Here is a 19,311-nt window from a genome sequence, read left to right on the forward strand (position 1 = left end):
TATTTTAGAGCCTCTCGACGATCCTGTAAACCCGCATGAGGCCCCGGTATGCTCACGGGGAAGACCTCCTCCTTCCCCGCACCGAAAAAGGCCAAAGAACGGCGGCGGCCTTCCTGGCCCGTTATTTCCGCGTTTGGCTCTGTGCCGGACTTTTCCGATTGCACCATTCTTTGGTATGCTTGCGCTGTCGTGCGGTTCACATCACGGGGCTCTCCGGTCCTTTTCTCCGTCGCGGCCCTTACGCTCGCCGGTTGCACCGCCTCGGACCCGCTTTCGATCACCCTCTACCACCCGGAAACGAAGATAACCCGCCGCTGCGCCGCGCGCGCGGCCAGCCCGCGTGACGTTCCGGTATTGGCCGGCGCCGTCGAGGCCTGCGCGCGGCAGCTCGAGGCCAGGGGTTTTCAACGGCTGGACTCTCCGCTCGAAGAGGGGTCGGAAGCCCAGGGATCGGCGGCTCGCCCTACCATCAGGTAAAGGCTTTTCTGAGGCGCCCGCGCTGGCCGGTTGATTGACTTGTGCGGGTATTCCCGTTATGAAAAGGAAATTCTCAGCCTGCCAGCGAGCCGTTAGCTCAGGCGGTAGAGCATCTGCCTTTTAAGCAGAGGGTCGCTGGTTCGAATCCAGCACGGCTCACCAGAAGTCCCCGTCGTCTAGCCTGGCCCAGGACACCGGCCTTTCACGCCGGCAACACGGGTTCAAATCCCGTCGGGGACGCCAAGCCTTTTCGTGAAAAACGGACGCTTCCGGATCCGGCTTCGCCGCTCGATCTCGGCGGACCCGCAGCCTTGCGGCGAAGGGACCTCCCTTCGGATGCGGCGAGGCGTGGGCCTTTTTTCGCGCTGGAGCGACCGACCGTTTTTTCAGGAGCGGAAGGTTATTTTCGCGACTTCGGCCCGAAGGGTTCGGGCTGAAACGGTCCGTCACGTTCTTGCAGAAAGGCTTTCAACCCGCCGGACTTTTTGACTTCCTCGAGCCGCTTGTTGAACTCCTCGCGCTTGCTCAACCGGGCCATCGCCGCCAGCTCGGCGTTCAGCATCCACGCCTTCCGAAGCCCCATCATCTCCAGACCCTGGGTAGCGATGTGGAGATTGATCTTGACGGTTTCCGGCGGCACGAGCGCGATACGCTCGACGAGCTTGAAACAAACTTCCATGAGCTCGCTCTTGGGCACGACCTGGTTCACGAGCCCGATCCGCAGCGCCTCCTGGGCGTCGACGTGATCGCCGGTGAGCGAATAACGGAGCGCGTTCTTGAAGCCCGCGAGCGCTACCCAGATGAAATCCGTACCGGCGCCGTGCCTGACCTGCGGCTGCCCGAAGACCGCGTCATCGGCCGCGATGGTGATATGACAGGTCAGAGCCAGCCAGGACGCCGACCCCAGACACCAGCCGCTCACCGCGCCGATGATCGGCTTGGGATACTGCCAGCGGTAGAGCTGCCGCCCCAGGATGTCTCTGCGATCCGCATCGCGGAATCTGTTGTAGACGGTGTTGAGGGAGCTGCCGACCGGGATGCCGTAGGGCCAGGCTGTCTCGGGATCTTCGCCGCTGATGTCCTCGCCGGCCGAGAAATTTCCTCCGGAACCGGCAATCACGACGGCCCTGATTTCCGGGTCCGTTTCCGCCTCGGCCAGGGCGTGGTCGAGCTCTTCCATCATCTCCTCGGTGATCGCGTTGAGCGCTCCGGGACGATTGAGGGTGATGAGCACCCCTTTCCGCTGCTTCTCGTAGAGAATGGTCTTGTAATCCGTCATCTCGGCTCCTCGGCTCGACGGTAAATTTCCCGCGCGAAAAACGCTGTCGACCTTCAGGGCCTACCCGCCTTAGGCCTTCCGCGCCCGTGGCCCGAACGGCTCGGGCTGAAAGGGTCCGTCCCGCCGCTGAAGATAGGCTTTCGTTCCCTGGGTCGCGCGAATCTCGTCCAGCGGCCGGCGAAACGCCTCGTTCAGCATCATGTGCGCGGGGATCGAGAGCGTGGCGTCCATCCGGAGCGCGTCCCGCAGCCCCATCGCCTGCAACCCCATGGTGGCGATCTGCAGGTTGATCTTGACGGTTTCCGGCGGCACGCGGGCGATGCGCTCCACGATCGAAAAGCACTCCTCGAGCAGTCGCTCTGCGGGCACGACCTTGTTCACCAGTCCGATGCGCAGCGCCTCCTGAGCGTCGATGTGATCGCCGACCAGACCGTATCGGAGCGCGTTCTTGAAACCCGCGAGAAGCGTCCACATGAAGCTCGTGTTCGAGCCGTGACGGACCTCGGGCTGGGCGAAAACGGCGTCCTCGGCCGCGATCGTGATGTGCGTGTAGAGCGCCAGCCAGCAGCCCCCGCCCATCGCCCAGCCGCGCACCGCCCCGATCACGGGTTTGCTCATCTCGAAGAGCCGGATCAGCTTGACGTCATCCACGCTCCAGTAGTTCATGAGATCGGCCGCGCTCATGCCCGTGGGAATCCCGTAAGGCCACTGGATGTCGCGGCGGCGCCCGCTCGTCGGCGCCTGGTCGAAGCCGGCGCTGAAGGCGCGCCCCCCTCCTGTGATCACGATCGCGCGAACCTCGGGGTCGGCTTCGGCCTCGTCGAGCGCGCGGTGCAGCTCTCGGAGCATCGGGCGTGTAATCGCGTTGAGCGCCTCGGGGCGATTCAGCGTGATCAGAACGCCGCAGCGTTGCTTCTCGTAGAGAATTTCCCTGTAGTCCGTCAATACGGCTTCCTCCGGGTGAAAAGCACCGCGCCGCTTCGACCTTCGGCCGCCGCTCGCGACTTCCCGTATGGTCCGTCCCGTATCATTCCGCCGCCCGGGCCGTCAAGAACGCTTGACCTGGTCGCACCGCATCCGATATAGCTCCAGCACGGAGGCCGGCCTATGCACGGAGCGCACGCCGCAAAGAGCCTGAGATCGGAGAGAGCTCCGATCTTGCCGCTGCTCCTCGTGCTGCTGACCGGCGGCATGGAGTGCGCCGCCGCCGAGCGGCTTCGACTCGCTCACTCCACGCTCACCGCCACAAATTCCGTGCTCTGGGTGGCACGCGACCGGGGTATTTTCTCGCGACACGGACTCGAGGTGAGCCTGATCTACGTCGCGGGCGTGCGCTCGATGCAGGCGCTGCTGGCTCAAGAAGTGGAGCTGGCGTCGGTCTCCGGGACGACCGCTATCCAGGCCAACCTCGCCGGCGCCGACAGCGTGATCATTGGAGGCATCTCCAACAGCGTGCTGATGTGGCTGGTCGCGGCGCCCGAAATCACGACGGTGGAGGGGCTGCGTGGGAAGCGGGTGGGGGTAACCCGCTTCGGGTCGCTTTCTGACTTCATGGCGCGCGCCCATCTGCGGCGGGCGGGGCTGGTCCCCGATCGTGACGTGGCGATGATCCAGACCGGTGGATACCCAGAAAGCGTCGCCGCGCTCCAGGCCAACGGGATTCAGGCGGCGATGCTGAGCCCGCCCTACCACACCCTCGCGATCAGGCGCTTCGGGTTTCGAGAGCTGGTCGACCTGAGCCGCGCCACGAAATATCAGGCCAATGCCTTGGTCACCTTGCGCCGGGTTGCGTTGTCCCGGCCCGGCGCGCTCACCGCGTTCATGGAGGCCTACGTCGAGGCAGTTCGGATCTTCAAGCAGGACCGCGAGTTCACGATCGGCGTTCTGGCGCGAGCGCTGAGGAACAACGACCGCCAGATCCTGGAAGAAACCTACGCCTTCTATCGCGACTATTTCGCGGATATACCCTATCCCACGCTCGAAGGCATACAGCTCGTCCTCGACGAGCTCGCCCCGCGCGTGCCTAAGGCCAAGGAAGCGCGGCCGCGTGACTTCGTCGACCTGCGGTTCCTCCAGTCCGTCGACCCGGCAGGCGGCGGGAAAAAGCGCTAGAACGCGCGCCCGTTTCGAAAGGTTCAAGGACGAAAGCAGAAACCCGGAATGTTCGATGAACCGGCACGAAGAGGTGCCCGGCCAATAAGAAGGAGCGGAAGGAGTTTTCGGGCGTGAGCGACATCGTCTGCATAGAGGCTGACAGGTTGATCGACGGCCGCGGCGGTCCCGCCGTCGAGTCCGCGCGAATCCTGGTCGAGGGAGAACGAATCGCCGCCGCCGGGCCGGCCCATCGGGTTGCGGCGCCCGAGGGTGCACGGCGAATTTCCCTGGGCGATCGTACGGTGCTTCCGGGTCTCATCGACGCACACGTGCATCTCAAGGGCTGGCGCAGCTCCGATCCGGACGACGTTCTGACCACGCCGCATCCCCTGGCGGCTTTGCGTGCCGCGGCCGACTGCCGAAAGCTCCTCTACGCCGGGTTCACCACGGTGCGGGACTGCGGCGGCTGTCTCGGGCCGCACCTCCGGGACGCGATCGCGGCACGGGAAATTCCTGGCCCGCGCATCCTCACCGCCTACCGCGGACTGTCGCAGACCGGCCGCGTCAAGAAGGTCACCTGGGCGCTCGACGTCACGCCCCTGCGCCAGGAGGTGGACGGCGTCGACCACTGCGTGCGCGTCGTCCGGGAACAGATCGGGCTCGGCGCCGATTTCATCAAGGTTTCCATCACCGGGCGGGTGTACGCGCCCCAGAGCGACCCGGGACAGACCGCGTATACGCCCGAGGAGATCCAGGCGATCGTCAACGAGGCTCACCGCATGGGGCGGCGCGTAGCGGCGCATGCGCAGGCGACGCAAGGCATCAAGAACGGCGTCCTGGCGGGGGTCGATTCCATAGAGCACGGGATTTACCTTGACGAGCAGGCCTGCGAATGGATGCGCGAGCGCAACACGGCCCTGGTCCCTACTCTCTCCTACTTCTATCGCATCGCCACTCTCGGCGAGGGCCTCGGTTCGCCGGCTTATGCCGTTCGCAAGGCCAGGGAAGTCGTCGAGACCCACATGCGGTCCTTTGCGCTGGCGATGCGCATGGGCCTCACGATCGGGATGGGTACGGACTTCGAAGGCACACCGCTTTTCCCTCACGGTGAGAACGCCATGGAATTCGAGCTGATGGTCCAGGGTGGGATGGCGGAACGGGACGCGATCGTGGCGGCCACGGCGACGAACGCCGCAATCCTGGGCATCGAGAAAAACGTCGGCACCGTGGAGGCGGGAAAGCTGGCCGACTTGATCGCGGTTCCGGGCGATCCGCTCAAGGACATTTCGGCGCTGCGGCGCGTCGAGCTCGTGATGCAAGGAGGGAAGATCGCCCGCTCGCGTATCGAAGGAGTCCCAGAGGAAGGCCTGTAGAAGCCAACGTGCCGCTCGCCGCGTGCCGGGTCAACCGGAGAACGGCGTCATCTGGCCTTCCGTTCCTCCGCCAGTTTCTGCAGGAAAGAGAGATCGAGCATGTCGGCGGCCTTGAGATTCATTCCCGCCAGCAGCTTGTCGTTGGCGATGACGTTTTCCACCGCTCTCACCGTGATCCACGGCAAGCCGGGCGTGAGCTGGCTGTAGGACCTGCGGGTTTCCTCGAGCTCTTCCATCGCGTTGGAGCGGAAATAATCGCCGAGCATGCGCAACACCCTGTCCTTCTGATTCTCGTCCCGATAGAAATCCATGCCGTCGGCGAGGCCGCGGAGAAAGTTCATCACCGTTTCCGGTTCCGAGCGGATGAACGGGACCGTGGTCACGACTCCAGAGATCGTATACTCGAAGTCGATCTTCGAAAAATCGACGAGAATGGGGAATCCTGCCTTGCGCGCGAGCAGCGTGAACGGCGGCTGCACGACCGTGGCCTGCACATGGCCTCCGTTCAGGGCCGCCCAACGCTCGCCGGCCCCCCCGACGCCGAGCAGGGTCACGTCCCTTTCAGAGTCCAACCCCAGGCGGCGCAGCGCCAATCGCGCGATGAAGTCGGTGCTCGCCCCGAGCTGGCTGATGCCGATCCGCTTGCCTTTCAGATCGGCCGGCGACTTGATCGATCGGTCGGCGACCAGGATGTAATCGAGCCGGTTGCCGACCGCGGCAATATAGCGCAAATCCTTCGCCCCATGCGCCCAGGCGCTAATCACCGCCAGCGCCCCCTGCATCTCGATCTTCACGTCGCCGGACACCAGCGCCTGCACGCCGGCCCTCCCTCCGCGGATGTAGATCGGCTCCACCTTGAGGCCGTATTTCTCGAAGGAGCCGGAACGCTGAGCGACCCAGAAAAAGCTCGTCGAGCCGCCGAACGGATAGGAGACGTTGAGCAGCCGCAGCTTTCTCGCCTGGGCGAAGAGAGAGGCCGGAACGAGCAGCGACAGCAAAACGATCGTGCCCCAGAACCTCGGTCCCGCCGGATGGATTCTCATAAGGCCCCTCCCCGACTGCCGCCGGACATTTTTCGGCTCGAGACATACTCGAGCAACGTCGTCCCTGTCAACCGGATCGGGGGACGCGCGGCTCCCTCTCATGGGACCCAGCGCGGAACTGTAAGTCTTCGCAGCAATCGGCGGCCGAGCGGCTTCGAGTACGGGACCCGGCTCTTGCGTGCAGCGATGTAGATCGCGCGAAGCGCCAGAGTCGCCCATTTTCGGCAGACTCCGCCAGGGGAGACCTTTTTCACCTTGCGCACCGCCGTGATGTTATCGACGATCATGATGTCGCGGAAACGGCCGGAGCGAAACACTTCTTCCCACAGCACCCGCTTCACCCCGGGTTTGCGAATCGAGTCGTGCATGGCGATGATCCCGCCTTCGACCACATGGGGTTCCCAGAGCTTGAAGTCCAGGCGGACCGCGCCGTAACGGTGGTCGCCGTCGATCCACAACAGACGGATCGGACGACTCCAGTTTTCCGCTGCCCGCTCCGAAGTCGTGATCATGGGGACGACGCAGTCGCCGACGCCCCAGGCGTCAATGTTGCGGAGAAACTCGGCTTCAGTGTACTCCGAATATCCTTCTTCGGGAATCGGCAGGTGCGGATCGATCGCGTAGACCTTCGCGTTGAGACCGCCCGCCGCGCCCGAGGCGAGCGCGATCGTCGACTTGCCCTTGAAGCTGCCGATCTCGACGATCACCCCGGCTTCGGGTTTGAACCGGCTCAGGCGATAGAGAAAGCGCACCTCCTCCTCGGTGAGCATGCCGGGAACGCGCTCTTGGATGTAATCGCAGATAGCCAAGGTTGCGGTACGTCAGGCGATTGGATAGCACACCCGGGCCGCCGGTGGAAGGCCGCCCCGCGGACGCGCTCGCGTTAGACCGCGAGCGCAAAAAGGGCCTTCGGGTTGTCGAAGGCGATCTTGTCGTACTGCGCCTGTGTGATCTCGCCGCTCTGCCTCAGGTTACGGAGCGCCTCGATCTCGGTCGACTGATCGTTGTGGCCGTAGTCGGTCCCGATCACGAGGTTGTCCTCCCCCGCGTAGCGCAGAATGTATCCAACGTCGTCGTCGGTCTGGCAGGAGACGTACTGCCGGTATTCCTTCAGCGGATTTTCCGGCAGCTCTTTCCCCGCGGCCGCCCAGCGGCGGCGAAGGTCCTTGACGACGTACGGAATCCATTGCGCGGCCGCTTCGGCCCAGTGAAAACGCAGCTGCGGGAACCGTTCGGGCAGGCCGCTCATAATCACCGAGTGGAAACCGCCGATCACAGGGACCCGGAATTTCCAGAAGCTGCCGCCGCCGTTGTACTGCGAGACCAGATCGACGTTCTGCGGATTGCCGTTGCCCACGTGCACCCCCACGGCGAGGTCGAGCCGGCTCATTTCGTCGTAGAGCGGATAGAAGTAAGGATCGGTCATCAGGCGATGGCCTTCGATCGCACGCATGAAGACCCCGCAGGCGCCGTTCGCCTTGCAGAACGCCAGCTCTTCCAGCGCCGCCCTCATATCGAGCAGCGGCAGCACGCAGATCCAGGTGAGCCGGCCTTGACCCTCACGATAGATGTCGGCGAGCCACCGGTTATACGCCCGGCAGAGCGCGATGTCGCACTCCGGCTTGTCGGTCACCTGCTCGATGAAAATCGTGGGATAGAGCACCTGCACGTCGATGCCCAGCTCGTCCATGTGCCGGAGGCGTGCGGGCACGTTCTCCATCTCGCGCGTCTCGCGCGGCGTTTCCATCACCCGTCCGGTTCGCGCCGCCACGTCGGCCAGCTCGCGCGCCGTGAGCACCACCCGAACCAACCCGCGGATCTTGCCGTCGATCAACCAGTACTCCGGCCCTCCTTCCCCGTCGGGCCGCACGATCCGCGGCCGGTATTTCCGATCGGATGCCTCCAGATAATCCCAGGTCCGCTCGGACTCGACCACGTGAGCGTCCGCGTCGATGGTCGGCATGGGATCCCCTCCTGTTATCTGCCGGCGGCATCTCCCTCAACCGCTCTTCTCGCCGATTTTCTTCCTCATCTCCGGCAAGAAACCGTTCTCTTCCAGCTGGCGCACCAGGGAGCGATCAAGGAGCTGCTCCAGATCCGCCTGCGCCACCTTCGGGTTGACCCGGGCCATGATCCGTTGCGTCGTCTTCCACGCCTCCGCATTGAGGTCGACGTCGAGCGTGCTGACCTGCCGCAGGACGCGATAGGAGGTTTCGGTATCTTCCGCGCTGTCGAAGCGCAGGTGCTTCTTGAGAACCCGGGAGACCTCCGCCTTGTTCCTCGGGTCGTGGATGAAGACCACCGCCTCGACCATTCCCTGGACCAGCCGCAGGGCGGTGTCGCGCGACTGTGCGACGAAGTCCCGCTGCGCGCAGAGCCCGGTGAGCTGAAGCGCTCCCTTGAGCTCGCCCGCGTTCGCCAGCGGGTGAAACCCGGCCCGTTTGGCGCGCTCGCTGAAGCTGTAGGGCAGCACCGCGGCGTCGATCTGTCCCGCGATCAATGCCTGGGTGATCGTGGCCGTATCGCCGATGATGCGGAGCTTGATCTGGTATTTCTCGGGGTCGAGGTTCAGGTGATTCAGCAGCAGCATGGTCTGGAGCCAGAACCCCCCGCCAATGCTCTGGACCCCGAACACCCTCCCGCGCAGCTCCTCCAGCGACTTGATCTCCTTTCGCGCGACCAGCTCGCGGGCGACCCTGTTGACGGGAAACGCAAGGCAGCGAATTCCCAAGCCGCCCGACGCCGCGTTGATCGCGCTGGAGGACGCCGAATAGACGAGCTGAACGCTTCCCGAAGCCAGCGTCGCCATCAGAACCGGGCCGCTGCGCAGCTGGAGCATCGCCACGTCGAGTCCCCGCTTCTTGAACAGCCCCGCCTCGATCCCCACCCACATCGGGGCGGCGGTCTCGTTGTGGCCGGCATACGCGACGAGCAGCTGTGCAGAGGCCCGAGAGACGAGCAATCCGGGCGCCAGGACCGACAGACAGGCCAGGACGAGAAGCGGAAAAGAGGTTCGGAGATGCATCGGCGTGGCTCCTTTTGCGGACGGAACCGCTCAGGTCGACCGCCGGGCCTCGTCGCACCCGGAGATGCGGCCGCCGCGATTCCTCTTAACCCAGCCGCTTCCCTGTTTGCAAGCGCCGTCTCGGCGGAAACGAAACGCCCCCTGCTTTTTCCGGCTACTCCGTTTTCTTCCGCAGGACCGCATGAAAGAAATCGCCAAAGCCCGCCGCGTCGACGATCCGGAAGAACGGCCTGAGCGAGCGCCGGATCGCCTTGCTGCGTTCCCACGGGATATTGCGGATCCACGCGGGCCACGCCCGCCCTCTGCCGTCGAAATAGAGCCTGACGCTTCGCACCAGACAAAATGGGCCGGCGCGGAACTTGATCTTGACGATCTCGAATCCGCTCGCGTCGCACAGCGCCCGCAAGGTTTCGGGACGGTAGGAGATCACGTGACGCGGGGCGTCGAGGCCGTACCAGTCTTCGCGCAGGAGCCAGAAGGTCAGGCTCCGCGTGTTCGGGGCGGTGACGTAAACCCGGCCGTCGGGCTTGAGGATGCGGTGCAGCTCGCGGAACGTGGCCACGGGATCGACGAGGTGCTCCAGCACGTGGTTGAGCCGGATCGCGTCGAAGAAGCCGCTCTGGAACCGCGCATCCTCCAGAACCCCCTGAAAGACGCTGAGCCCGAGGCGGCGCGCCTGCGCCGCTCCCGCTGCGCTCGGCTCGACGCCGTAGGTCTCCCAGCCCCATTGCCGGAGCCGATCGAGGTGGGAGCCGCCCCCGCAGCCGACATCGAGAAACCTTCCCTCGCCCCGATACGGGATCGCTCCCTTCGCCGCAAACCCCGAAAGTAGCCGGGCAGCGAACTTTGCGACGGCGCCGGGCCGCCCGCCGTTTCGGCGCGGGTAGCCGTAATAGTTCTCGAGCACGAACCGCCGCACGCCGCCGAAGCGCTTCTTCTCCGGCGACGAGGAATGGCGGAAACGCGAATAGTCCTCGGGATAATAGTCCGCGAGCTGGAGGTTCTTCAGGTAGGGTTGAATGAACAGCGCCCGGCAGCGCGGGCAAGCAAAGATGCTGAACGTTCCCGGCCTGTGGTGAATCCGATCCCTGGCAGAAAACAGACGCCGCCCGCCCGGGGATCGGCACAGCGGACACCAGGCCGCCGCCGAGCCCACGCCCTCCGCTTCCACCGCTTTCACCTCAGCCGGAGCTCTCGGATCCGCGGGCGCTGCTACGGGCACACGCCGCCGCGCGGACCGGCGTGGTCAGAGAGTCCGAGCCGTCATTGCCGTCTGGGGTCGATGCGCGCGTAGCTCCAGAACTTTCCCGATTTCTCGAAAGCGAACACCTCATAGGGCTGAGGGTCCGGTCCCTCCATTCCCGGAGAACCTTCCGGCATCCCGGGAACGGCGATTCCGGCAATCGGAGGCCGCTCCGAAAGCAGACGCTTGATGATGTCCGCGGGAACGTGCCCCTCGACGACATACCCCCCGATCAGCGCCGTATGGCACGAATAGAGCTTTTCCGGAACGCCGTACTTGATCTTGATGCGCTGCAGCTCTTTTCCTTCGGCCGGCTTCTTCTCCACGCTCATGCCGTTCTTTTGCAGGTGCCCGACCCACCCGCTGCAACACCCTCAGGTCGGGCTCGCGTAAACCGTGATCGCGGCGGGCCTGGAGCGTGACGACGTTTGCGCCCAGACGGCGAGCGTTCTGACAAGCGCCAGCGAGAAAACGACCGCCGATGTCACCGCGAGAATTCGTTTTTTCATCGTACAAGCTCCTGCGCGAAGGGCGCGGCGCTTACCTTATCAGATCGCCGCTCGGCACGAAAGGCCGCCCCATGAGTCGACGGGTACGGTCGACGAGAAATAAGAAGGCCATAGCGAACCGGGCGCCCAATCGTCGTATCCGTTTTTTCGCTGTCGCCGGCCCGCCCAACCGCCCGTTTCCCCGGTGCCGCGAGCGCCCAGACGACTCGAAAAAGCGAAAATTTGCCCTTATAATGAACCGCTGAATCTTCGACCGCGCGAAGGCCGCGCGGCGCTTCCGGAAGCTTCCCCATCGTTTGAAAGCATCCCGGGGTATCGGCCGGCGGTCCCGGAGAAGGGCTGCCTCCGCCGCTCGAGGACGAGCCGCTCCGGCAAGCCGCCGGCCAAATCGCCCGAAACGAACAGGAGTCTCGCTTGAAAGCAGTTCGCATCCACGAGCACGGCGGCGTCGACAAGCTCCGCTATGAAGAAGCTCCCCTGCCAGCCATCAACGCCCCGAACGAGGTCTTGGTGCGGCTCGCCGCCGCCGCTCTGAACCACGTCGATATCTGGACACGGATGGGGGTTACGGGAATCGAGGTTCCGATGCCGCATATCCTCGGCGCCGACGGGAGCGGGGTGGTCGCCGAGGTGGGCGACCGCGTGCGCAGCGTTAAGCCCGGAGACCGGGTCTGCCTCTACTCGTTCACCGGCTGCGGCGGCTGCGAGTTCTGTCTCACCGGGCGCGATTTCATGTGCATCCGCATCCGCAGCCTGGGCAGCCGGCTGGACGGCACCTATGCCGAGTACGTCAAGACCGTCGAAGAAAATTGCTTTTCCGTCCCATCTTACATGTCGTTTCACCAGGCCGCGGCTTTTCCCCTGGTGTTCATTACGGTGTGGCGCATGCTCGTGACCAACGCTCGACTGCAGCCGGGCGAAACCCTGCTGGTCATCGGGATCGGCGGCGGAATCGCTAGCGCCGCGCTCCAGCTCGCAAAGAAGATCGGCGCGCGAGTTATCGTGACTTCCGGAAGCGACGCGAAGCTCGAGCGGGCGCGCAATCTGGGAGCCGATCACGTCGTGCACCACCGCCGGACCGATTTCGCCGAGGCGGCGCGCGAGCTGACCAGTGGCCGGGGCGTCGATGTCGTTCTGGACTGCGTGGGAGGAGAGGTGTGGACGAAAAGCCTCGCCTCTCTGGCGCGCGGCGGGCGGCTGGTGACCTGCGGCGCCACCGCAGGCGCCGAGCCCTTGGACGACCTCGAGGCGATCGCCGGCAAGTATCTCAAGATCTACGGCTCGACGCTTGGCAGCCGCGAGGAGTTTCGCCGACTTCTGAGCTTTCTGGAGGTCGCTCGGATCGAACCGATCATCGACAGCGTCTTTCCGCTCTCGGAAGCGGCCGCCGCCCAGGAGCGCATGGAGCAGGCCCGGCAGTTCGGAAAGATCGTGCTCGATATCCCGCGTTGATACGTCACGAGCTCGACAGATATCCGCGCTGCTTCAGCGCCTCGGCGCAGGCCTGCAGATGGCCCAGTTGATCGCTCGTCGCGAACCTCAGCACGAACGTTCTCGCGCCCGCTTCGCGGTAGGCTTCGATCCGATCGAGCACTTCCTCCCAGCTTCCCATGAGGCAGACCATCGCTCTGGCGACCTCTTCGTACGGGCGGTTGTAGTACCGCGAAAGAAAACTCTGACCCTGGAGAATCGCTTCCTTTCCGCCGACGGCGAGCGTGACGTAAAGGCCCGGCTCGATCCTTCCCGGGTCTCGCCCTTCGGCGGCCGCGTAACCCCGGATCTTCTCCAGGCACTCCGCATAGGTCCGTGGGTCCGTGATGTTGTTGAGCCAGCCGTCGCCCATGCGAGCCACGCGCTTCAGCCCCGGCTCGACGTTGTTCGAGGCCAGCCAGATCGGGACCCCTCCCTTCTGGACCGGCTTGGGCTCCAGCGTCACGCGTTCGAAGCGGAAAAATTCGCCCTGGTGCGTTACCGCGTTTTCCGTCCACAAACGGCGCACGATGCGCACCAGCTCCTCGCTCATCTTGATCCGCTTCGTTGCGGACAGGCCGAGGACCTCGAACTCGTGCTCCTGGGCCGGATCGTTGGGACGGCTGTAGCCGATGCCGAGGTCGACTCGGCCCCGGCTCAGCCAGTCGAGGCTGGCCACCGTGTGAGCCACCAGGACCGGGTGGCGCAAGGCGGCGATCAGCACCGCGGTGCCGAGGCGGATGCGCCGGGTCCGCGCCCCGACCGCGGCGAGCGTGGAGAGCGCGTCGAGACGCGGCTTCGCGGTCACGCTGTCGCCCACCCAAACCGAATGAAACCCCAACGCTTCCGCCTGGTCGCCCAGATCGTAGATGCTCGCCGGGTCCGGCTTCCCCGACAGGATCACCTCCCGCGTCGGAAGCAGCACGCCGAACTTCACGCCCGCGTGGCTTTCGGCGCTCATTTCGCACCCTCTTCCGCGCTCGCTCCGCCTCGAATCAGCCGGCCGACGTCGTACTCCATGACCGTCTCCCCCCGCTGGTTCTTCACCCACTGGCGGTAGCGCACGATGCCGCCGCCCCGGGCGGGAACCGGCTTGACGTCGAGAACCTCGATCTCCACGCGGATCGTGTCACCGATCTTCACCGGGGCGAAAAGACGCATCCGGTCGAGCCCCACGAAAGCCATGCCCGTGCCATGGATGATTCCGGTTTGCACCGTCAGCCCTTCGGCCATCCCGAAGGTGAGGCTCCCGGGCGCGATGCGCTCGCCGTAGAGGCTCTCGTTGCGAATGTATTCCAGATCCAGAAACAACGGCTCGTTGAGCCCGACGAGCGTGACGAACTGCATGACGTCGTGCTCCGTGACCGTGCGGCCCTCGGTAATGAACCTGTCCTTCGGTTTGAACTGCTCGAAAGTCATCCCTTTCATACGACGCCCTTTGCCCTCAGTTCCGCAACTTCCGCGGCGCTCATCCCGAGCCAGCCGGAGAGCACCTCCTGGGTGTGCTGCCCCAGCAGGGGCGGCGGCAAGCGCACGCTCGCCGGCGTACCCGAGAACTTCACCGGAACGCCGGCCATGCGCACCTTTCCCGCGGTCGGGTGATCGATCTCCACGAGCATGCCGCGGTGCAGCACCTGGGGCGCGCTGAAAACCTGGTCGATCGTCTGGACGGCGGCCGACGGCACTTCCGCCCCGGCCAGCAACTCCAGCCAGGCGTCGGTGGTCCGGGTCAGAAAAATCTCCGACAGGATCTCGATCAGGGCCTGCCGGTTCGCGACCCGGTCGGCGTTGCGGGCGAATCTGGGCTCGTCGGCCAGGTCGGGCCGGTCGAGGGCCCGGCAGAACCGCCGCCAGATCGCTTCGCTCGCAACGCCGAGCACGAGATAGCCGTCCGCCGTCCGAAAGCTCTGATACGGCACGATGTTCGGATGCGCATTGCCCCACCGCGCGGGAACCTGGCCGCCGATCAGGTAATTGCTCCCGGCGTTGATCAAGGAGGCGACCTCGGCTTCGAGAAGCGAGGTCTCGATCTTCTGCCCGACTCCGATCTTCTCGCGCGCGAAGAGCGCCGCCACGACCGCCTTCCCCAGCATCAAGCCGGCGACCAGATCGATGATCGCGACGCCGACCTTGAGCGGTTCTCCGTCAGGGGCTCCTGTAATGCTCATCAGTCCGCCCCACGCCTGCACGATGAGGTCGTAGCCGGGCCAGTCGCGCATCGGCCCGTCGGCGCCGAACCCGGACAAGGAGGCGTAGATCAGCCGCGGGTTGCGGCGCCGCAGCTCCGCTTCGCCCAATCCAAGCCGATCCATGGTTCCGGGGCGGAAGTTCTCGATGAGAACGTCGGCGCGCTCCGCCAGCCGGCGCAACAGCTCCCCTCCCTCGGCGGATTTGAGATCCAGCGTGAGGCTTTTCTTGTTGCGGTTGACGCAGAGAAAATAGGCGCTCTCGCCGCCGGCGAACGGGGGACCCCAGCCGCGCGTGTCGTCGCCCGCGCCGGGCTGCTCCACCTTGACGACCTCGGCGCCCATGTCGCCGAGAAACATCGTGCAGTACGGGCCGGCCAGCACGCGCGAGAGGTCGAGCACACGCACACCGTCGAGCGCGCCGCTCATTTGAACTCCAGTTTCTTGGCGTCGAGGATTTCCTGGAGCGCCTCGACGCCCGCCCAGAGTCCCGGCATGCCTCCTGGAATCGCGGCGACCTCCATCGCCTCGAGGATTTCCCGCGGCGAGGCTCCGAGCGCCAGTGCCCTCTCGGCGTGCAGCCGAATCCCGCGCGGGCGCAGCAGCGCGCAGCAGATCCCGACCATGATCAGCTCCTTGGTGCGCCGCGGCAGCGCTCCTTCCCGGCCGAAGGTGCCGTCGACGTAGAGCCCTTTGAGCTTTTCGAAATAGTCCGGATCCAAGCGGGCGATGATGTCGTAGGCGGCATTTGCCGCCCCCAGCGAGGTCTTAAGAAAAGCTTCCCGGGACTGCTCGGCCATGGGATCCTCCCTCAGTCTTTCCTGGTATTCTGACTCACGACCACGTCGATCAGCGCCGGCCCCGGCTGCTCCAGCGCGCGTTTGACGGCCGGTTCCACCGCGTCCGGCTCCTCGACTCGCTGACCGAAGATGCCGAAGGTTTCCGCCAGCCGCGCGAAGTTGATTTCCGGTCCGACCAGCTCGGCTCCGAGCTCGGCCGCGGCGCGGACCCTTTCCTCCGGCCCGCGGAACTGGTTCTTGACCGCCATGTACGCCCGATTGTTGAAAACCACCACCAGAAGCGGCACGCGGTATTTGGCCAGCGTCCAGAGTCCCTGGATCCCGAACATGCAGCTGCCGTCGCCGAGGCAGGCGACGACGCGGCGCTTCGGCGCCGCCAGCTTGGCACCGATCCCTGCGCCCAGCCCCCAGCCGAGGTATCCGCCCGAAGAGTTGGAAAAATAAGAGCGGCCAGGCGAAAACTTAAAGTTCGCCGTGAGGATATCCTTGCTCGTCGGACTTTCATTGACGATCAGCGCGTCGGGCTCGACAAGCCGGTCGAGGGCGTGTGCCAGGCGCGCGGCGCTGATCGGCGCGGCGTCCCATCCCTGCCGGGCGCGCGCTCGCTGCTCCGCGCTGACCTGCTCCTTGGCCTTGCGGATCAATTCCAGGCGCTCGGCCCTGCCGGCGTCGTCCGTGGAAAAGCGCGGCAGGGCTTCCAGCAGCGATTTCAACGCGCTTTTCGCGTCCGCCACGATGCCGAGATCGACCGGGAAGATCTTGCCGATTTCCCACGGGTCTTCCTCGATGTGGATGCAGCGGGTCTGCGGCTTGATCGGAGGTTCCTCCAGATAGCGGTACTCGCGGATGAGCCGGCACCCCACGGCCAGGATCAGATCCGGCTCCCCCCAGAGCGGCAGGCTGAAGCTCGGCTGGCGCTCGGGAATCTGGAAACTGTGCGGATGCGTCGTCGGAAACGCGAGAAACGAGTAGCGCGGCTCCATCACCACCGGAGCGCCCACCGCCTCCGCGAGCCGGACCAGCTCCTCGATCCCGCCCGCCTTGGCCACGCCGCTCCCCGCCACGATCAGCGGCCTGCGGGCGCCGCAGAGCAGCCGTGCCGCCTCGGCGAGCGCTTCCGGATCGCCCGCGAGCCGCGGCACCACGCGAAAGCGCGCGGCCGGAGGATTGGGCGTCGTGATCGTCTCGCCGAGCAGGTTGCTCGGCAACGAGAGATAAACCGGCCCTGTCGGCGGGGTGGCGGCCACTTTGAACGCCCGATTCAGCATCTCGGGAATCCGGTCCGCCCGATGGACTTCATGGCTCCACTTGGTGAACTGTCTGGTGAGCTCCACCAGGTCCCGTCCCTCCGTGTGAGAGTCGCGCCCGGCGATTCGCGTATCGACGTGCGTCGAGGTCACCACGACCGGTGACCGGTCCCGGTAGGCGTCGTAAAGGGCGCCGACCGCGTTGGCGGTCCCCGGAAGCGTGCTCACCTGCGCCAGCGATGGCTTCCCGGTCACGCGCGCGTATCCATCCGCCATCGAGACGACGCAAGTCTCGTGCAGCGCGAGGATGAAGCGCACCCGCTCCTGCTCGGCGATCGTTCCGATAAATTCCTGCCCGCTGGTGCCCGGCAACCCGAATACGTACTCGATGCCGTGGTCCACGGCGACTTCCAGATACGCTTGCGCCGCGGTTTTCCCGGCTGCGGCGTTACCCATCCCTCTTCGCTCCTTTCAATGCCAGAAATAGTTTCGTCTGGTTTCCGCTTTCCAGCTCACGCTTCCCGGTTTTTACGTGCCCTCTCCGTCCTCATTGGTAGAGTCGGTCGATGAAGCCGCTGGCGTCGAGCTCCTTGAGCAGCGACACGTTCACGAAACGCTCGGGCTGCGCGGTCGCGGCCTCCGGCCTCTCCTTCGCCGCCAGCTCGAGCAGCGCCTTGATTCCCTTGAGCGTCGGGTACGGCTTCCTGGGCACGATCTTGCCCGCGAAATAGTCGTACGTGGCTTCCACCGCTTCCATGTCGGAGGTACGCATGTACTGCGCGATGATCTTCATGCTTTCCTTTTTTCTCGTCTTGTAGAAATGAATGCCTTCGACGAACGCCCGCATCATCCGCAGCGCCCGGGGGCGGTTCTGGGTGATGAAACGCTGGCTGCTCGCCAGACCGGTGATCTGGAATTCGGCACCCAGATCCGACATGTCCAGCAGCACGTTCATGCCTTCCTTCTGCGCCATGGTCGTGATCGGCGGCAACACGACGGCCGCTTCGAGCTGTCCCGCCTTCATCGCCGCGAGCCGGGCCGCCTGTTCCCCGAGCTGCAGGATGGTAACCTCCGAGGGATCGATTCCCATGTGCCGGAGCGCATAGCGCGCCGCGATATCGGGGGCCGTCCCGAAGCGATTGACGCCGAGGCGCCGCCCCTTGAGCTGCGCTGGCGACGTGATGCTCTTGACCGTGATGATCTGGAACGCGAACGTGTTGACGATCCCCGCGGTCATCACGAGGTCCGTCCCCGCGAGACGGCTCGCCACCACCGCCGGTCCCGCCATCGCCGCCGCCTGGACTTCTCCCGCCAGCATCGCCGCGGCCGCCGTCGGCCCGCCCGGGATGAAGACCAGGTTGACGTCGAGACCGTTCTTCCGGAACAGCCCGGCCTCCTTCGTGATCCAGATCGGGGCGAACGCGCCCGCCTGCGCGCTGTAGCCGACGTTCACCTTCTCCAGCTTCTCCTGGGCCGGGGCGGCCGCGACCCACGTCAGGACCGCGGCGAGCACCGCTCCGGACCCATACCGCCGAATCGAAAGGTTTCTCTTCGTTCTCATTTCACCACAGACTTCAGGAACCCCGTTTTCTCCAGCTCCTCCATGAAGCTCGTATCCATGAACTCCTCCGCCTTGCGCCCCCTGGCCTTGGGGTTGTTCTCCGCAATCAGGCTGAGGGAGTTCTCCACCCCTTTGGCGCTGACCGTGGGGATCTTTTTGATGTAGCGCGACGTGAAGAGGTCGTAGGTGCTCGCGAGCAGCTCGCGATCGCTGATGCCGCCGTACTTTCTGAGTGCCCGGATGCCCAGCTCGCGGTCGCGCAGGAGGCGCTGCGTCCCTTCGACGTAAGCCTTCAGGAACCGGATCACGTCGGCGCGGTTGCTCTTGCCGTAGCGGCGGCTGATCACGACCGTCGTGGCCGGGATGTCGAAACCCGATTCGGCGAAATCGTACAGGGTCTTGATGTTCATCTTCTCGGCGTGGACCGACGTCGGAAACGAGATCACGCCGCCGTCCACCGATCGCTGGGAGATCGCCGTCGCGATGTCGGGCATCCTGCCGATCTGGATCAGCTTGACGTCCTTCTGCGGCTCGAGTCCCCAGCTCTTCAGCACCGGGCGAATCAGCAGGTCCGTGAGCGAGCCGAAGCGCGTCACGGCGAGCGTTCGTCCTTTGAGGTCCGCCGGCCTGGTGATCGACGGATGGACCATCACCTTCATCAGCTGGCCGTCGATCGAGCTGGCGATCTGAATCAGGTCGGCGCCCTCCACGGAGGCCTGCAGATAGACGACCGACGAGATGGTCGAGACGTCGAGCTGCCCGGCAACGTGAACCTGGACGAGCTGCACGCCCTGCACGTAGATCATCTCCGGATCGAAGCCGTATTTCTCGAACAGTCCCGCCTCCCGGGTCGCGAACAGCGGATAAAAGCTCGCGCTGGGCGACGGGTAGCCGACTCGGAGCCGCGTCCGCCCGCCGCTCGCGGCTCCCGCGCGGTCGAGCGGCAGGAAAAGCAGAAAGGCGATAGCCAGTATCACGCTCGTCCTTCTCATTGGGCCACCTCC

General features: G+C 65.0%; 19 protein-coding genes and 2 tRNA genes. 5 read left to right on the plus strand and 16 right to left on the minus strand.

Annotated elements, in window-relative coordinates:
* Positions 1 to 563 precede the first annotated feature (563 nt).
* Both VNN77_05910 and VNN77_05915 read left to right on the plus strand, forming a co-directional pair.
* Positions 564 to 639, plus strand: a tRNA-Lys gene (locus VNN77_05910).
* A 3-nt stretch (positions 640 to 642) separates the two neighbouring features.
* Positions 643 to 720: transfer RNA gene (locus VNN77_05915), tRNA-Glu, on the plus strand.
* Positions 721 to 877: 157 nt separating this feature from the next.
* Here VNN77_05915 and VNN77_05920 read toward each other — a convergent pair.
* Positions 878 to 1,756, minus strand: coding sequence for an enoyl-CoA hydratase/isomerase family protein (locus tag VNN77_05920; protein HXG50930.1), 879 nt, complete (start codon positions 1,754 to 1,756; stop codon positions 878 to 880).
* A 69-nt stretch (positions 1,757 to 1,825) separates the two neighbouring features.
* Positions 1,826 to 2,701: an enoyl-CoA hydratase/isomerase family protein gene (locus VNN77_05925; GenBank protein HXG50931.1), complete on the minus strand. Its 876-nt coding sequence runs from the start codon at positions 2,699 to 2,701 to the stop codon at positions 1,826 to 1,828.
* A gap of 162 nt (positions 2,702 to 2,863) precedes the next feature.
* On the opposite strand from VNN77_05925, the gene VNN77_05930 reads away from it, so the two are divergent.
* A complete protein-coding gene (locus VNN77_05930; GenBank protein ID HXG50932.1) occupies positions 2,864 to 3,868 on the plus strand; it encodes an ABC transporter substrate-binding protein in 1,005 nt (334 codons plus the stop codon).
* Between the two features lie 113 nt (positions 3,869 to 3,981).
* Positions 3,982 to 5,223: an amidohydrolase family protein gene (locus VNN77_05935; GenBank protein ID HXG50933.1), complete on the plus strand. Its 1,242-nt coding sequence runs from the start codon at positions 3,982 to 3,984 to the stop codon at positions 5,221 to 5,223.
* 47 nt (positions 5,224 to 5,270) lie between these two features.
* Here VNN77_05935 and VNN77_05940 read toward each other — a convergent pair whose 3' ends face one another.
* The 7 genes from VNN77_05940 to VNN77_05970 form a co-directional block, all read right to left on the minus strand.
* The gene (locus tag VNN77_05940; protein ID HXG50934.1) at positions 5,271 to 6,266 is read right to left on the minus strand and encodes an ABC transporter substrate-binding protein; all 996 of its coding nucleotides are present in this window, start codon (positions 6,264 to 6,266) and stop codon (positions 5,271 to 5,273) included.
* Positions 6,267 to 6,364: 98 nt separating this feature from the next.
* On the minus strand, positions 6,365 to 7,036 hold the full coding sequence (locus VNN77_05945) for a class I SAM-dependent methyltransferase (protein ID HXG50935.1): 672 nt from the start codon (positions 7,034 to 7,036) through the stop codon (positions 6,365 to 6,367).
* 113 nt (positions 7,037 to 7,149) lie between these two features.
* Positions 7,150 to 8,229: an amidohydrolase family protein gene (locus VNN77_05950; GenBank protein ID HXG50936.1), complete on the minus strand. Its 1,080-nt coding sequence runs from the start codon at positions 8,227 to 8,229 to the stop codon at positions 7,150 to 7,152.
* 36 nt (positions 8,230 to 8,265) lie between these two features.
* Entirely contained in the window at positions 8,266 to 9,291 is a 1,026-nt protein-coding gene (locus VNN77_05955) for an ABC transporter substrate-binding protein (protein HXG50937.1), read from the minus strand.
* Between the two features lie 154 nt (positions 9,292 to 9,445).
* Positions 9,446 to 10,471 (minus strand): class I SAM-dependent methyltransferase, encoded by a 1,026-nt coding sequence (locus VNN77_05960; protein ID HXG50938.1) that lies wholly within the window; start codon positions 10,469 to 10,471, stop codon positions 9,446 to 9,448.
* Positions 10,472 to 10,554: 83 nt separating this feature from the next.
* Positions 10,555 to 10,866, minus strand: a complete 312-nt coding sequence (locus tag VNN77_05965; protein HXG50939.1) for a DUF411 domain-containing protein — start codon at positions 10,864 to 10,866, stop codon at positions 10,555 to 10,557.
* 42 nt (positions 10,867 to 10,908) lie between these two features.
* Positions 10,909 to 11,043 carry a hypothetical protein gene (locus VNN77_05970; protein HXG50940.1) on the minus strand — a complete coding sequence of 45 codons (135 nt, stop codon included), beginning with the start codon at positions 11,041 to 11,043 and terminating at the stop codon, positions 10,909 to 10,911.
* Between the two features lie 414 nt (positions 11,044 to 11,457).
* Between VNN77_05970 and VNN77_05975 the strand changes: the two genes are divergently transcribed.
* Positions 11,458 to 12,495 (plus strand): zinc-binding dehydrogenase, encoded by a 1,038-nt coding sequence (locus VNN77_05975; protein ID HXG50941.1) that lies wholly within the window; start codon positions 11,458 to 11,460, stop codon positions 12,493 to 12,495.
* 4 nt (positions 12,496 to 12,499) lie between these two features.
* Here VNN77_05975 and VNN77_05980 read toward each other — a convergent pair whose 3' ends face one another.
* The 7 genes from VNN77_05980 to VNN77_06010 all read right to left on the minus strand — a co-directional run bounded on the left by VNN77_05980 (position 12,500) and on the right by VNN77_06010 (position 19,299).
* Complete coding sequence (locus VNN77_05980; protein HXG50942.1) at positions 12,500 to 13,474, minus strand: LLM class flavin-dependent oxidoreductase; 975 nt, start codon at positions 13,472 to 13,474, stop codon at positions 12,500 to 12,502.
* Entirely contained in the window at positions 13,471 to 13,941 is a 471-nt protein-coding gene (locus VNN77_05985; GenBank protein HXG50943.1) for a MaoC/PaaZ C-terminal domain-containing protein, read from the minus strand. The genes VNN77_05980 and VNN77_05985 overlap by 4 nt, the downstream gene beginning before the upstream one ends.
* A complete protein-coding gene (locus tag VNN77_05990; protein ID HXG50944.1) occupies positions 13,938 to 15,128 on the minus strand; it encodes a CoA transferase in 1,191 nt (396 codons plus the stop codon). Before VNN77_05990 ends, VNN77_05985 begins: the two co-directional genes overlap by 4 nt.
* Entirely contained in the window at positions 15,125 to 15,499 is a 375-nt protein-coding gene (locus VNN77_05995) for a carboxymuconolactone decarboxylase family protein (protein HXG50945.1), read from the minus strand. Before VNN77_05995 ends, VNN77_05990 begins: the two co-directional genes overlap by 4 nt.
* A gap of 11 nt (positions 15,500 to 15,510) precedes the next feature.
* Entirely contained in the window at positions 15,511 to 17,202 is a 1,692-nt protein-coding gene (locus VNN77_06000) for a thiamine pyrophosphate-binding protein (GenBank protein ID HXG50946.1), read from the minus strand.
* A gap of 91 nt (positions 17,203 to 17,293) precedes the next feature.
* A complete protein-coding gene (locus VNN77_06005) occupies positions 17,294 to 18,307 on the minus strand; it encodes an ABC transporter substrate-binding protein (GenBank protein HXG50947.1) in 1,014 nt (337 codons plus the stop codon).
* A complete protein-coding gene (locus VNN77_06010) occupies positions 18,304 to 19,299 on the minus strand; it encodes an ABC transporter substrate-binding protein (protein ID HXG50948.1) in 996 nt (331 codons plus the stop codon). The genes VNN77_06005 and VNN77_06010 overlap by 4 nt, the downstream gene beginning before the upstream one ends.
* Positions 19,300 to 19,311: the final 12 nt, after the last annotated feature.

This window comes from Candidatus Zixiibacteriota bacterium, assembly GCA_035574315.1.
In the GTDB taxonomy this organism is placed as follows: domain Bacteria; phylum Desulfobacterota; class Binatia; order UBA9968; family UBA9968; genus DATLYW01.

What these genes read in the sequence shown, in the direction of transcription:
- VNN77_05920 (HXG50930.1), bottom strand. Translation starts at nt 1,756, where the DNA reads ATGACGGATTACAAGACCATTCTCTACGAGAAGCAGCGGAAAGGGGTG.
- VNN77_05930 (HXG50932.1), top strand. Translation starts at nt 2,864, where the DNA reads ATGCACGGAGCGCACGCCGCAAAGAGCCTGAGATCGGAGAGAGCTCCG.
- VNN77_05940 (HXG50934.1), bottom strand. Translation starts at nt 6,266, where the DNA reads ATGAGAATCCATCCGGCGGGACCGAGGTTCTGGGGCACGATCGTTTTG.
- VNN77_05945 (HXG50935.1), bottom strand. Translation starts at nt 7,036, where the DNA reads ATGCTCACCGAGGAGGAGGTGCGCTTTCTCTATCGCCTGAGCCGGTTC.
- VNN77_05950 (HXG50936.1), bottom strand. Translation starts at nt 8,229, where the DNA reads ATGCCGACCATCGACGCGGACGCTCACGTGGTCGAGTCCGAGCGGACC.
- VNN77_05955 (HXG50937.1), bottom strand. Translation starts at nt 9,291, where the DNA reads ATGCATCTCCGAACCTCTTTTCCGCTTCTCGTCCTGGCCTGTCTGTCG.
- VNN77_05965 (HXG50939.1), bottom strand. Translation starts at nt 10,866, where the DNA reads ATGAGCGTGGAGAAGAAGCCGGCCGAAGGAAAAGAGCTGCAGCGCATC.
- VNN77_05970 (HXG50940.1), bottom strand. Translation starts at nt 11,043, where the DNA reads ATGAAAAAACGAATTCTCGCGGTGACATCGGCGGTCGTTTTCTCGCTG.
- VNN77_05980 (HXG50942.1), bottom strand. Translation starts at nt 13,474, where the DNA reads ATGAGCGCCGAAAGCCACGCGGGCGTGAAGTTCGGCGTGCTGCTTCCG.
- VNN77_05985 (HXG50943.1), bottom strand. Translation starts at nt 13,941, where the DNA reads ATGAAAGGGATGACTTTCGAGCAGTTCAAACCGAAGGACAGGTTCATT.
- VNN77_05990 (HXG50944.1), bottom strand. Translation starts at nt 15,128, where the DNA reads ATGAGCGGCGCGCTCGACGGTGTGCGTGTGCTCGACCTCTCGCGCGTG.
- VNN77_05995 (HXG50945.1), bottom strand. Translation starts at nt 15,499, where the DNA reads ATGGCCGAGCAGTCCCGGGAAGCTTTTCTTAAGACCTCGCTGGGGGCG.
- VNN77_06000 (HXG50946.1), bottom strand. Translation starts at nt 17,202, where the DNA reads ATGGGTAACGCCGCAGCCGGGAAAACCGCGGCGCAAGCGTATCTGGAA.
- VNN77_06005 (HXG50947.1), bottom strand. Translation starts at nt 18,307, where the DNA reads ATGAGAACGAAGAGAAACCTTTCGATTCGGCGGTATGGGTCCGGAGCG.
- VNN77_06010 (HXG50948.1), bottom strand. Translation starts at nt 19,299, where the DNA reads ATGAGAAGGACGAGCGTGATACTGGCTATCGCCTTTCTGCTTTTCCTG.